The organism is Campylobacter parajejuni, assembly GCF_046764905.1.
Classification (GTDB): domain Bacteria; phylum Campylobacterota; class Campylobacteria; order Campylobacterales; family Campylobacteraceae; genus Campylobacter_D.
Map to the genome: position 1 here is coordinate 1 of NZ_JBKORB010000013.1, position 13,527 is coordinate 13,527.

The following is a 13,527-nucleotide window of genomic DNA, read 5'->3' on the forward strand; positions in this document are numbered from 1 at the left end:
AGGATAAAGTAGGTATTTGTCATTGTAAAGATTTAACATAGTTTGTAATTCTTTAAGAGGGTCTTGATAAAGTAAAACACTATTATCGCCCCTCTCTAAATCCCCCCCCCCCTGAAATATCTTTTAAATTAATATCTAAATTATCCTTTCCTAAAACAAATTCAAATTTACTTGACTTGATTTGCCCTAACTTTTCTTTTAAAAGAGCATTGTTTAAAGCATTAAGGTTTTTGTTAAAAAGTTCTTTTTGGGTGGGGTTAAAAATCATCATAGCCCCCATCCATCAGCAACTACTAGGGTTTGACCTGTGATAAAGCTGCTTTCATCACTCAGTAAAAACACCAAAGCTCCGCACACATCATCTGCATCTAGCATACCCTTGCTCGCACAGCATTTTCTATAAGCCTTTAAAAAAAGTTCGTTTTGATTGTCTAAAATCCCCCCGCTTGCTAGGGTATTGACGCGTATATTTTGGTTGAAAAGTTCTTTAGCTAACCAAACTCCCATATGGTTAATCCCTGCTTTTATCACGCTGTATTCTAAGGAGCTTTGCATAGAAGTGCCTTGATAATTTTCAAATTTAGGTGCATAAACTCCCATAATGGAGCTAAGATTGATGATATTGCCATATCCTTGTTGTTTAAAAAACTTGACAAATTCTTGGGCTGCTAGCATAAAACCTGCCAAATGCAAGTTCAAACTCTCACAAATTTGCTCGTATTTTAGCTCATAATAAGCCGTTTTTCCCCAATCTTTACCCAAAGGATAGGTTGAATTGACAAAGGCGTCTATTTTTTTGTATTTTTCTTTGCTTTTTTCTAGGGCTTTGTTTAAGCTTTCTTCTTTTGTAATGTCAAGCTCTAGGCTTAAAAGTTCTAGCTTAAATTCTTCTTCTAAGTCTTTTTTAAGCTCTTTTAAACGATTTAAATTCATATCAGCCAGTATGACTATGCCCTTATGAGTGAGTATTTTTTTGCAAAGGGCTTTGCCTATGCGTCCGCAAGCTCCTGCTACAAAAATGATTTTATTTTCAAGCATTAAAAATCCTTTGGTAATAAATTTTTTTGAGAGATTAGAAATTCCACAATCTTAAAATCAAGCTCACTATCCACATCAAAAGCCGTGCTTTCATCCATAATAAAAAGCCCTGTTTTTTCGCCAAAAACATCATCATTTTGTAAAATATAATCCCTTTTAAAAATATAAATACTTGCATTCATATCATAGCATTTTGGGGCGTTTTGGCGGGTGGTGAAAATGCCTTCTTTGGATTTTACCACTTTATGATTTTGAATTTCTACGAGATTGAAATAAGGATTGCGTCTAGCAGGAGTGGCACTGATGAGATTAGAATTAGCGTTTTTGACAAAATTTTCATAAGCTTTTTGAATGTCAAGGCTTGAACGCAAAGGAGCTGAGGCGTCTAAATCTATGAGCGTATCAAAATGCGTTTTATAATACTCTTCGCTTCTAAGCAGGGCATCACGCATTACAGGGAGTTTTGCAGCTTCATCGCTAGCAAGATGAGCTTGTCTTTTAAAAAAAACTTCGCCCCCATATTGCCTAGCCACAGCCGCAATCTCATCGCTATCAGTGCTTATAACGATGTGTTTGAAAAGCTTGGAATTTTTAGCTTGGATAATGCTATAAGCTATCATTTCAAGCCCATTGATTTTTTTAATATTTTTGTTTTTAACGCCCTTGCTACCGCCTCTAGCACAGATAGTGCATAAAATTTCAGCCATTTTTTTCCCTTACTTCATCACAAATTTTAAGCACTTTTAAAGCTTGTTTTATATCGCAAAGCCTTTTGTCTTTTTGAAAAACCGCTTTTTGCATATTTTCAAGTAATTTTATCGTATCATTTTCATAGCTTAAAATTTGCTCATTGTGATTTTTATCATAAATTTTAATTTTGTTTTCTATCAAATCGGCACAAAAACTTTTTTCTAAAGTATGGATAATCAGCTCTCTTTTGTTAAATTTGGAAAAATAATCCAAAGTGATATGAATGCTAGTGCCTTGTAAATTCTTTAAAGCCAAAAAAGCAAAATCATCGCTTGTGATGTCAAGCTCTGAAATTTTGGCGTTTTTTGAGTAGAGTAATTTCAAATCCCCAAAAAGAAAAAATGCCAAATCTATTTCGTGTGAAAGGTCGAGCAAAACCCCGCCCCCTAGTTCTTTTTTGGCACTATAATTTTTTCTATAATCTTGCTTTCTCCAGTGGGGCAAATAAGAGTTGCAAGTTAAACTAGCAAAATAAGCTTTTTCATCCTTTAAAAATTCTTTTAACGCTGTTATAACAGGATGAAAACGCAATAAATACGCCACGAAAATAGTATTTCTAAGGCTTTGGAATTGAAAGCTTTTTTCAAATAAAGGTTTTTCCACGAGTATAATTTTATCTTTTACAAGCGTATCGAGAGTTTTTAAGCTCTTAAAATGCCAAGGGGTGATATTGGCAATGATAAAAAGATGAAAGTCTTTTAAGGGGCATTCTTCAAAAGAGCGGTAAATCGGGGTTTTTTGCCATTCATCTTGCCATTCATCTTTTTTGGCACTTGAAGAAAGAAGGCTTACTTGATGCTTTGAATTTTTTAGGGCTAAAAAATGCTTTTTTCCTATGCTTCCAAAGCCTATGATTAGAACTTTCATTTAAAATCCTCATTAGCCTTTAAAAACTCTTCCATTCGCCCTATATCAATCCAATAATCATTAATGATATAGGTATTAACCCTGCCTTTTTGCATAGCCAGTTTAATTAGTTCTGGCATATCTAAATACTCATTTTTAGGCACTAAATTTAAAATTTCTCTTTCAAGCACATAAATACCCGCACTCACAAGAAATTTTTGCTTGGGTTTTTCTTCTATGCTTTGGATAAAGCCTTGTTTTTGCGTGATAACTCCATAAGGAATTTGTTGTTCAAATTCCCGCACGCAAACACTCATTAGGGCTTTTGATTTTTTATGGGCTTTTAAAAGAGCGTTAAAATCAAGTTCGGTTAAAATATCTGCATTCATCACGATAAAACTTTCTTCAAAATCTTGCTTTATAAGGCTTAAAGCCCCTGCTGTGCCGAGTTTTTTGCGTTCTTTGATGTAGGCGATTTTGACCCCTAATTTTTCGCCCTTTTTAAAATACTCTTCGATGATTTGCTTTTTGTAATTCACACAAAAGATAAAATTTTCAAAATTTTGAGCCTTAAGCCTTTGAACTATGCTTTCTAAAATGGGTTTTTTGCCTACTTTTAGCATAGGTTTTGGCGTATTTTTGGTAAGTTCTTTTAAGCGAGAGCCTAAACCCCCTGCCATAATGATGATGAAATTAGCTTGGGCTTTGTAAAGTGAAGAGATGGATTTGATAGAAAGGATAACACCTTGTTCATCTAAAACAGGAAAATCATAAATATCTGTTTTTGCAGAAAGCTTTAAAAGCTCATTTTTGCTTGTGTTTTCTTTGATGGTAATAGGATTTTTGGTATAAATTTCTTTGATATTATCCTTTAAGCTTTTGCCATTAATCAAAGCTTTTCTAATGTTTGAATCGCTAATGACGCCTAAAAATTTATCTTTTTCATCTACGATAATACCCAGTCTAACGCGTTCTTTGCCGACTATTTTTAAAGCTTCTTCTATGCTTGAGCTTGGAGTAAGTTTGAGTTTGTTAATATCCACACTTAGCCCTTTAAATCGATAAATTTTTTGTGTAAGATTGTATCTAAATTTACATTTTTTAAGCAAGTTTTTATGATTTTGTTGGGGTTTTTGCCCTTTTCATAAGGGTTTTTAAAATTTTTTAATTCTTGTTTGAAGGCTTTGCTTTCTAATTTTTCAAAGGCTTGATTTAAGGTTTTAAACTCACAATCAATGATATTTTGGGTTCTTAAGCGTCCTTGTTGTCTTGAGCCTATGTTGATACAAGGGGTTTTAAAAAACACGCTTTCGCTAATGCCACTTGAGCTGTTTCCCACCATCGCTTTGGCTATTTTCATAAGGCTTAGGTATTTTTGTGAGCCAAGATTGTCAAAAAGCTTGGCTTTGTGTGGGTTTTTTTGGCAGTAGGATTTTAAAATTTCGTTGATTAAAAGTCCGTTTTCATCGGCATTTGCCTTAGTGAAGATTAAATTTGCGTTAGGAAGCCTATCTAGTTTTTGAACTAGGCTTTGAATTTCTTTTTGGCTGTTTTTTAAAGCTAGGGTTAAAGGATGGTAAGTGATGAGATAAATATCCTTATCCAGCTTCATTTCAAGGGCATTTTCTAGCTCTTCTTTGCTTAAAAAAGGGATATTTTTAATGACAAAAGCCGCCAAAGAGCCTATATTAAAAACCCTTTGTGGCTCTTCGCCTAGTTGTAAAAGCCTTTTTTTGTAAATTTCGTGGCTTACAAAATGCAAATGCGACATTTTTGAAATGCTATGCCTTATGCTATCGTCCATAGCTCCCAAGGTAAGTTCTCCGCCACATAAATGTGCCAAAGGAAGGTGCATCAAAAGACACACGCTTGCAACGCCTAGCATTTCATAGCGGTCCCCTAGGAGAACGACTATATCGGGCTTTAAATTTTCAAAAGCTTCGCTAAAGCTGCTAAAAGCTAGACTCATACTCTTACAAAGACTGATTTTATCATCACTTGCAAGGAGAATGGGAATTTTTTTGCTTATTTTAAATTCTTTTTCTATTTCCTTATAGCTTAGTCCAAATTCAGCACTAAGATGCGCTCCACTAACGATGATTTGAAGTGTCAAATCCTTGTCATTTTGGATTTCGTGGCATAAATTCCTTAAAAGATACCACTCAGCCCTTGTAGCCGTAACGATGCAAATTTTTCTCTTACTCACGGATTAGCTCATCTTCTTCATAATTTTTCCTAGCCTTTTTGCCTAAAAATTCTTCATATCTTATAGCACTTATACCATTTCCCGGGCGTTTGGCTGTGAGATTTTCTTCACTAAAGCATTCGCCTTTTTTGATGGATTTTTTAGCCACTAAGCTTTTTCTTACTATGGCGATATTTTTTTTCTCGCTTTTACTTGCTTTTTTGATACCATCGCCCATAGCTTTTTGTATTTGTCTGATTTGAGTGCAAAGGGCTTTAAGCTCATTGGGCTCTAAACTGGCTTTATGGTCGGGTCCTTGCATAGTTTTATCTAGGGTAAAATGCTTTTCTATCACAGATGCTCCTAAGGCTACGGCAGCTAGAGGAATGTGTATGCCCCTTGTGTGGTCTGAATACCCTACATCTAATTTAAAAGCGTCTTTTAGGGTTTGTATGGCTTTAAGATTAATTTCATCAAAGGGTGCGGGGTATTCGGTCGTGCAATGCAAAAGAGTGATATTTTGGCGTTTTGTGCCGTTTTTGCAAAGTATGTTTAGGGCTGTTTCTATTTCGGCTAAATTAGACATTCCCGTAGAAAGTAGGATTTTTTTATTGAATGAGGCGATTTTTTTTAGATAAGGCAAATGCGTAATTTCTCCGCTTGGAATTTTAAAAATTTCAAGCCCTAGGTCATTTAAAAGCTCTATACTAGCTAAATCAAAAGGCGTAGAAAGAAAGGCTATGCCGCATTTTTTGGCGTAAGAAATTAACTCCTTGTGTGCCTTAGCGTCTAATTCAAGTTTGCTTACCATTTCAAGTTGGCTCTCATTTTGGGGCGTGGTTTTAAGCTGATAAGCGGCTTTTTTAGCCCTTGTGCTTATGCAGTCTTTAGCCTTGAAACTTTGAAATTTAACAAAATCAGCCCCCGCATCCGCAGCGACTTCTATGAGTTTTTTAGCAAGATTTAAATCGCCATTGTGATTAACACCGGCTTCTGCGATGATTAAAGTTTTTTTCATAATTTAGCCTTTATTTTGCCTTAAAATAAAGGCAAAAATTTATTTTTTAATACCTATATAAATAAAATGATGTGCCGAGCCTTCAAAATCATAAAAATTAATAGGGTCGTAATCGCCTAAAAACAAGGTTTCAAAGGGTTTAAAAAGCTCTTTTAAATCTTGGGCTTTATCGATAAAATGTATAAAGCTTGTTTCATTTAGTCGTCCGCTAATGCTGACCTTGCTTAAACCATTCTTTTCTTGTTCTTGGCTGTGTGAAAAATAATAATTTTTTTTACTCATCATTGTAGCAAAAAGTATTCCATCTTGATTTAAAAGTTCATAAAAATCCAAAATATTTTGCTTAAGCTTTAAAGGTGGGATGTAATAAAGGCTTTGATTGGCAAAAATTATATCCATTTTTTCATCAAAAAGCCCTTGCAGACTAGAATTTGGCTCTATAATTTTACAAGCCCCCCCCCCCCTATGATATTTTGTTCCCAATTTTCTTTTAAGCTTGGCACTATATCCACTCCAAAAGGCTTAAATCCCTTGCTTTGAAAATAAGCTGAATGCACCCCATTACCACAACCAAAATCAAGCAAATTCCCGCTTGTTTTATTCAGTTTGTATTTTAAAATTCTTTCATAAAAACGCACCACATGCCCATCAGGAAAATGTAGTCCATAGCCTTTTTCATCGTATTTAGCCGTGTAAGTTTGAAGTGAGTTTTGCATTTTTTCTCCTTATTAGCAAATTTCATTTTTAAGTTTAAATTCTCCAAATTCGTTTTTGTAAAATAAGTCCATATTGTAGTGTTTTTCTATGATTTGCCAAAATTTCGTTTTTGAAATTCCTACAAAACTACAAAAATCTTCTACGCATTTATTATCAAGCTTGTGATCTCTTTTTCGCACCAGCTCAAGAGCTTCGTTGCGACTTAAAAGCCCATATCTTACAAAACGCGCTGCATAATCGCTTGCCATAGCGTGTCCAAATTTAGGGTATTTCATCCAAGCATGGACTATATAACCTATGCTATCAACTTGGTCAAAATTTTCTGCTGTATGTGTTCTGTCCCACTCGCCATTCAAGTCGCAAAAACCACGCTTTTTTGCAAAAATATAATTAGCATAAGAATTCCACTTCACAAAATAACTAAGATAAATAGGACAAAGCTTATTGGCATCTTCTTTTTGGGGATTGAAAAAGAGCTGAAGATTTTCTTCTTTGATTTCTTCATCTATAAATTCGGCTATATCCAAATCATTAGCCACCCCGTTTAAAAAGATTTCTCTAGCGCTTGGCGTTTCAACGCTATCCCCCCCCCCCATACTCATAACTTACATTTTCTCCATAAACGAGCAAGGGAGTGTTAAATTTCAAAGCCATAGCAAAGGGATAGCTATAAATCAGCCTATCGATAAACCAAGTGGGTTTGCCGTATTTTTCAAAGGTTTTTAGCATCACTTTCTTTTGGGTTTTTATATCGGGCTTTAAACTTATGATATGACAGCCAAAAGTTTCGCTTAGATTTTTAAGATTTTTTTTGCCAGCCTCTGTCATAGTGAAATTATCTTCAACGCTAAAAAGTATGGGATTCATCCCTAGTTTTTCTTTCATAATATGCACTTGAAAATGGCTGTCTTTTCCGCCACTTACGGCTATGGCACAATCGTATTCGTATTTTCCATTCATTCTGCGGTATTTATCGCACAAAATTTCTAGCTCTTTAAATCTTGCCTTATAATCAATCTTGGCTTTATTTTTATGATTGACACAGGCACTGCATATATTTTTACCCTTTTCATCTTTAAAAAATTTAATCCCCGGTCTAGTATCGGGCATAACACAATAATCGCAATATTTCATTTTACTCCTTTATAAGCCTTACAAAGCTTATAAAAATGATTTCTAATCCCCCCCCCCCCGTATGCGATATTTAAGGAAAAAATTATTTTTATAAGCCTTGCAAAGTTCTTCGTAGTTTAAAGCGTCAAAAACTATGCCACCTATGTGAAAAAAGCCTTCCAGTGTTGAAAATTTTTGCTTAAAATAAAACAAACTATCCTCATTCTTCACCCCACCTCCAAGCAAGACAAAATGGATATTTTTCTTCAAACAAAGCTCAAAAGCAAAATCAAGCAAGGCTGCGTTGGCATTTTTTTCATTTTTATTCGCACTTAAGTGATAATAAGCAAATTTTTCGCCCAAGAAAAAACTAGCATAAGCTAAATTCTCCTTTGCATAGCTTGCTTTTAAAATCAAACTTTGTTTAAACTTAAAAAGCTCTTTAAAATAAACCTCGTCAAAAAAATAAAATTCCCCCGCTTTATTTTTCTCCATAGTCTTATCATAAAGCCTTTTAAAATCCTTAGCATCGCTTGGCTCTGCCCTTGAAATTTCAAGCTCCTTTCTTGCTTTTTTGATATAAGTTTTTATTCTAGGACTATAAGAGGCTCTAATTTGCTCTAAAGTTTCATACATAGGCACAATGACTATTTTTCTTTTTTTTACAAAAAAATCAAGCTTCTTTTCATAAAAACTTAAATTTTTATCAAAGGGATGAAATCTTATAAAAAAAGCGATAATCTTTTCTTCCAAAGCCCTTTGTTTTAGGCTTTCTAAAGCCCTAGTTAAAAAAGCTTCATCAGAACTATTGCTATAAATTCCACCATACCCATAAGGACTTTGCAAATCAAAAAAAGAAGTATTTTCTATGCCTTGTTTATTGGCTATAACTTTTAAAAATTTTTCTTGTTCTTTATAGCCAAACTCAAAAACTTCCCCATAAAATTTGGCATATTCTTTTTGAAAATAAATATCCTCTCCAAAATCATCACAAAGGCTATCATTCACTTCAAGCAGGGTTTTACTCATTTTCCAAAGCCTTAATTTTGATACCCCCCCCCAGAAGGAATTTTCTCACCTTCAAAAATCAAAAGCTCATCTTTAATACTTTGCCCATCTTTTAAGGTTTGGGTGTAAAAATTCACACATTTTAATTCTTTATAAAGCTCTTTTAAGCTTTGCTCATCATCAAATCTCAAGGCTCCCATTTTCACATAAATTCCACAATTTGGCTCAAAAAAATCCCCCTTATTCTCTTCATAGCCAAAAAGTTGCTTCGATAAGGCACTAGAATAAAACTTGCCCCCTATCTTAAGCTTTTTAAGGGCTTTGATAAAAATATCTCTAGTCTTTGCTCTATCGTTGCAACAAAGTGAAGCAACATCAATGAGAGCATCAAAACTCTCATCTTCAAAACAATCTAAGCTATCCTTATAATCGCCTATTTCAATCTGCTTGATTTTATCGCTTAATTTTTCAGTTTCCATTCGCTTTTTAAAACGATTAGCTCCTGTTTTACTCCACTCTATGCCACTTACGCTAAAGCCCTCCCTTGCACAAAACCATAGATTAGTCCCTGTGCCAAAGCCCAATTCTAAGATATTTATTTTACTTCTATCTTGTGCGTTGTAAAAATTTCTTGCTATAAATCTTATTAAATTCTCACTAGGATATTTACCCCATTCTTTTTTGTCAAAAATCTCTTCCCACAAAACACTCATATTTTTTCTCCTTCCACTATAAAAAGCTCATTAAGTTGCTTACTTAAATCCCTTTGTATGTGAATTTTTATATCATTTATCTTGTAGTTTTTGCCTTCATAAAGCTCTTTTAAATCCTTTTCATCACAATACCTTATAAGTCCCGTGCAAGCATCGCTTCCCCTTACGGGCTTTACCAAATGATAGCCCAAACTTTCATCTTTTTCAAAGCCATCGTTATAAAAACTCGGGGTTATAGAAAGAAATTTACCACCCTTTTTAAGTTTTTTCATAGCCTTTTCTATAATGCTTTTTGTTTTCTCAAAATCATTATAAGCTAAAGAATAATTATCTATCCACGCATCAAAACTCTCATCTTCAAAGCAATCTAAGCTATCCTTATAATCGCCTATTTCAATCTGCTTGATTTTATCGCTTAATTTTTCATCTTCCATTCGCTTTTTAAAACGATTAGCTCCTGTTTTACTCCACTCTATGCCACTTACGCTAAAGCCTTCCCTTGCACAAAACCACAAATTAGTCCCTGTGCCAAAGCCCAATTCTAAGATATTTATTTTACTTCTATCTTGTGCGTTGTAAAAATTTCTTGCTATAAATCTTATTAAATTCTCACTAGGATATTTGCCCCATTCTTTTTGGCTAAAGATTTGTTCCCAAATTTCTTCATTGCTTCCTTGATTATTTGAAATTTCTTCATTAGCGATATATTTTTGCATTCTTTTTCCTTTCAAAAGCGGTTATTTTAGCATAAATTGCTTATTTTCTTCTAACACTACTGGGTAAATTTACCAAGCGTTTTTCTAGTTTTTGTGTGTTTAAAAGAGCATCTCTTTGGCAAGTTTGAAAAGCTTTTAAACTAGGCAAACTTTTCCAAATAGGACGCACTTGAATTTTATTTTCTAAGCATTCTTCTAAAAAAATATTTCTTAAATTTTCATCCTTAAAGCACAGAGTATTGAGCCAAAAATTGCTTTTTGTCCCTGCTTTTTCATCTATAAATTCACACTTGTCATTGAATTTAAAAAATTCCTTATAAATCCTTGCTAATTCCCTTTTATTTTCTAAGAAAAATTCTAAATTTTCAAGTCCTGCTAGTAAAATCGCAGCATTGACATTACAAAGGCGGTAATTATATCCTATCCTATCGTGGTCATATTCGTAAATATGGGGTATTTTTGCTGTGGTGCTAAGATGTCTTGCTATGAAGGCTAAATCTTCATCATCGCTTAAAATCGCCCCGCCACATCCTCCTGTGATAATTTTATTGCCATTAAAACTCAAAATTCCGCATTTTCCAAAAGTGCCTAAAGCCTTGTTTTCATAAGTGCTACCCAGTGCTTCTGCGGCATCTTCTATTAAAATGATATGGTATTTTTCACAAAGGGCTTTAATAGCTTTTATATCCGCACTCAAGCCAAAAGTGTGCATAAGCACACAAGCTTTGATAAGCTTATGAGTTGTTTTGTTAAAGCTTTGATTTTCTTTTTGATAGCTGTTATTTTGCAAAAATTCTTCTAAAGCCTTCGCACTCAAACTCAAAGTATTTTCATCTATATCCAAAAAAATCGGCTTCGCACCCGTATAAGCAATAGCATTAGCTGTCGCTACAAAGCTCATACTTTGAGTAAGCACTTCGCAATTTTCATCCACCCCATTAGCCACTAAAGCAATATGAAGAGCTGCCGTGCCTGTATTTGTAGCGATAACAAAACGGGCTTTTGTTTTTTCTTGTAGGGCTTTTTCAAAACGCAGGACAAACTCACCCACACTCGATACAAAGCCACTATCAATACATTCTAAAAGGTATTTTTTCTCATTACCCATAAAACAAGGCTCGTGTAAGGCGATATTTTCTTTGTTAAACAAGCTTTTTATAAAAGAAATTTCGCTTTTAAACATTATAAAGCTCGCTTTTATAGCTTGGTAAATTTTCTTTAAAATACTCTATGCTTAGTTTTAGTCCTTCTTCTAGGCTTATTTTGCTTTGCCATTTTGTTGCTTTTTTAAGTTTATCAGCATTGCAGCAAAGTCTAAAAACCTCGCTATTTTCGGGGCGTAATCTTTGTGTATCTTGGATAATTTTTACTTGAGAATTGAGAATTTTTTGTATAAGCTCTAGCACTTCTTGCATAGAATATTCTTTGCCTGAGCCTATATTATAAACTTCTCCAAAATCCTTTAAATCCAAAAGAGAAATAAAACCTTCACAAGTATCCAGCACGAAATTTAAATCCCTTGTTGGACTTAAATCGCCCAGTTTTATTTCTTTTGCTCCGCTTAAAATTTGCGTGATGATAGTGGGTATAATCGCCCTTGCACTTTGTCTTGGTCCATAGGTATTAAAAGGACGAGCTATATGAACGGGAAGTTTAAAAGCATTATAATAACTAAGAGCCATCATATCAGCAGAAATTTTACTTGCAGAATAAGGGCTTTGAGCTTGTAAGGGGTGTTTTTCATCGATAGGAACATAAAGAGCTGTCCCATAAACTTCACTAGTTGAAGTATGGATAAAGTGCGATACGGCGTTTTTTTTAGCCGCTTCAAGCATATTTAAAGTGCCATTGACATTAGTATCTACATAGCTTTGTGGGGCGGCGTAAGAGTAGGGAATGGCGATTAAGGCACCAAGATGAAAGATAGCGTCTATATTTTTTGTGATTTTCTCGCAAAAAAAGCTATCTCTTAAGTCCCCGCTTATCACTTCTATATCTTTTAAATAAGGACTTTTTTCCAAATGCCCCCAAAAATTAAAAGAATTATATTGACTTAAAGCCCTTACTTCAAACCCTTTCTTTACCAAGCTTTCACAAAGATGAGAGCCTATAAAACCATCCGCACCCGTAACTAAAATGCGTTTCATTTATCCTTTCCTTTCATTTATCCTTTCTCTGCCTTATTTGTTCTCTTCACTCTTCCCCCTTACTCTCTTTATCCACTTCCCTAATCCTCTTTCTTTAAGCTTTTCTTCTAAAGGAATTATATTTTTAATCAAAGCATTTTCTTGAGCTTTAATATGTCCATAAACTAATTCCATAAATTCCAAATGCTCTTTAATCCAAAGAACACTTTTATTAAAACTATCTTCTTTAGTCTTAGGATTTAAAACATAAATTCTAGCTAAATTAAGTTCAAATTGAGTAAGTAGGGGTCCTAGAATTTGTATCAAATCTTTTTGACTATCGTGTAAGCTATCGATTTTAGCTTTCATCTTATCTATATCTTTGATGATTTGATTAAGCTCATAATCTTCATTTTGTATTGTTAAATAAGAATGCTTGATTTTATCATAAGTTTGATGAAACTCTTGGCTAAATTCCCTACAATGCTTTATACTTTGATAAACCTTATAATAAGCCTTAAGCATTAATTCATTTTGTTTATTTAAATTTAAAGGTTCTAATTTCACAAAAGGCTTATTTAAATCTTCATTTAATAAATTCTCACAAGCCCATAAAAAAGGCTTTTCTATACTTCCTTCTATCCTAGCACCCCCTTCAGTGCAGTTGTAGGTCTTCACGCCTGACCTTGTGCTAGTATAGTGTATATGATGCTCAAATACATTTCTAAATAAATTCCAAGTGATATTTGTATAAACTTCGCCCTTACCCCCATAAGCTTTGGTTTTCAAATCATATACTATATCTTCTTTTTCCAAGCTATCCAAAGCTCCCCACACATGCCCATCAGGGTGTGAATCGCCCTCGTCATTATAGGCTAAGTCCTGTCCTATTAAAATGATATTTTTATGCCTTAAATGCGTAGCGATGATATAGTTCATATTTGCTACGCTAAATCCCGAAGCAAAATAGCCGAATTTATCCATTCTTACATAATCGACAAAAGCCATATAAGAAGATGAAATCATAAAATCCCTACCATTTTTTCTCATACACTCAACACTCTTTGGATGCACAACAGACTTAAGGATAAATACTATGTCTTCATCAAATTCTTTAAAAGGCTTATTGAAAAATTCCGCAGTTTCTACAACCCTTTCTAAAACGCACACATAATCAGGCTTAATGTCATTCTTAGCCAAAATAGGATAAGCACTATCCGCACAAAATATTGTGGCTTTGCTTGCATACTTCTTTAACAAAGGAAGTTGTTTGGTTAAAGAAGGTCCAGTAGAAACA

At 34.1% G+C, this 13,527-nt stretch carries 12 protein-coding genes and 3 pseudogenes; all 15 read right to left on the bottom strand.

Translation table 11 applies throughout. From position 1 onward, the window contains the following. Positions 1–268, bottom strand: a pseudogene (locus tag ACLL8X_RS08930) (motility associated factor glycosyltransferase family protein); the annotation flags it as partial. Further along, a complete protein-coding gene (ptmA, locus tag ACLL8X_RS08935; protein ID WP_411990577.1) occupies positions 268–1,038 on the bottom strand; it encodes a flagellin modification protein PtmA in 771 nt (256 codons plus the stop codon). The pseudogene ACLL8X_RS08930 and the gene ptmA, both read right to left, overlap by 1 nt. Then, a complete protein-coding gene (locus ACLL8X_RS08940; RefSeq protein ID WP_411990578.1) occupies positions 1,038–1,745 on the bottom strand; it encodes an acylneuraminate cytidylyltransferase family protein in 708 nt (235 codons plus the stop codon). The genes ptmA and ACLL8X_RS08940 overlap by 1 nt, the downstream gene beginning before the upstream one ends. Continuing rightward, the gene (locus ACLL8X_RS08945) at positions 1,738–2,655 is read right to left on the bottom strand and encodes a Gfo/Idh/MocA family protein (RefSeq protein ID WP_411990579.1); all 918 of its coding nucleotides are present in this window, start codon (positions 2,653–2,655) and stop codon (positions 1,738–1,740) included. The genes ACLL8X_RS08940 and ACLL8X_RS08945 overlap by 8 nt, the downstream gene beginning before the upstream one ends. Beyond that, a complete protein-coding gene (locus tag ACLL8X_RS08950) occupies positions 2,652–3,677 on the bottom strand; it encodes a nucleotidyltransferase family protein (RefSeq protein ID WP_411990580.1) in 1,026 nt (341 codons plus the stop codon). The genes ACLL8X_RS08945 and ACLL8X_RS08950 overlap by 4 nt, the downstream gene beginning before the upstream one ends. 2 nt (positions 3,678–3,679) lie before the next feature. Further along, positions 3,680–4,840 carry a UDP-N-acetylglucosamine 2-epimerase gene (gene neuC, locus ACLL8X_RS08955; RefSeq protein ID WP_411990581.1) on the bottom strand — a complete coding sequence of 387 codons (1,161 nt, stop codon included), beginning with the start codon at positions 4,838–4,840 and terminating at the stop codon, positions 3,680–3,682. Then, on the bottom strand, positions 4,833–5,837 hold the full coding sequence (gene neuB, locus ACLL8X_RS08960) for an N-acetylneuraminate synthase (RefSeq protein WP_411990582.1): 1,005 nt from the start codon (positions 5,835–5,837) through the stop codon (positions 4,833–4,835). Before neuB ends, neuC begins: the two co-directional genes overlap by 8 nt. A gap of 39 nt (positions 5,838–5,876) precedes the next feature. Continuing rightward, a pseudogene (locus tag ACLL8X_RS08965) lies at positions 5,877–6,553 on the bottom strand (class I SAM-dependent methyltransferase). 12 nt (positions 6,554–6,565) lie between these two features. Beyond that, positions 6,566–7,688: pseudogene (locus ACLL8X_RS08970) on the bottom strand (N-acetyl sugar amidotransferase). Positions 7,689–7,730: 42 nt separating this feature from the next. Then, positions 7,731–8,696, bottom strand: coding sequence for a hypothetical protein (locus ACLL8X_RS08975; protein ID WP_411990583.1), 966 nt, complete (start codon positions 8,694–8,696; stop codon positions 7,731–7,733). 11 nt (positions 8,697–8,707) lie between these two features. Continuing rightward, the gene (locus ACLL8X_RS08980) at positions 8,708–9,388 is read right to left on the bottom strand and encodes a class I SAM-dependent methyltransferase (RefSeq protein ID WP_411990584.1); all 681 of its coding nucleotides are present in this window, start codon (positions 9,386–9,388) and stop codon (positions 8,708–8,710) included. Beyond that, the gene (locus ACLL8X_RS08985; RefSeq protein WP_411990585.1) at positions 9,385–10,104 is read right to left on the bottom strand and encodes a class I SAM-dependent methyltransferase; all 720 of its coding nucleotides are present in this window, start codon (positions 10,102–10,104) and stop codon (positions 9,385–9,387) included. The genes ACLL8X_RS08980 and ACLL8X_RS08985 overlap by 4 nt, the downstream gene beginning before the upstream one ends. A gap of 40 nt (positions 10,105–10,144) precedes the next feature. Continuing rightward, positions 10,145–11,287, bottom strand: a complete 1,143-nt coding sequence (locus ACLL8X_RS08990; protein ID WP_411990586.1) for a LegC family aminotransferase — start codon at positions 11,285–11,287, stop codon at positions 10,145–10,147. Further along, on the bottom strand, positions 11,280–12,251 hold the full coding sequence (legB, locus tag ACLL8X_RS08995) for a 4,6-dehydratase LegB (protein WP_411990587.1): 972 nt from the start codon (positions 12,249–12,251) through the stop codon (positions 11,280–11,282). The genes ACLL8X_RS08990 and legB overlap by 8 nt, the downstream gene beginning before the upstream one ends. Before the next feature lie 33 nt (positions 12,252–12,284). Continuing rightward, positions 12,285–13,527: motility associated factor glycosyltransferase family protein (locus tag ACLL8X_RS09000; protein WP_411990588.1), on the bottom strand; the 1,243-nt coding region annotated here is incomplete at its 5' end.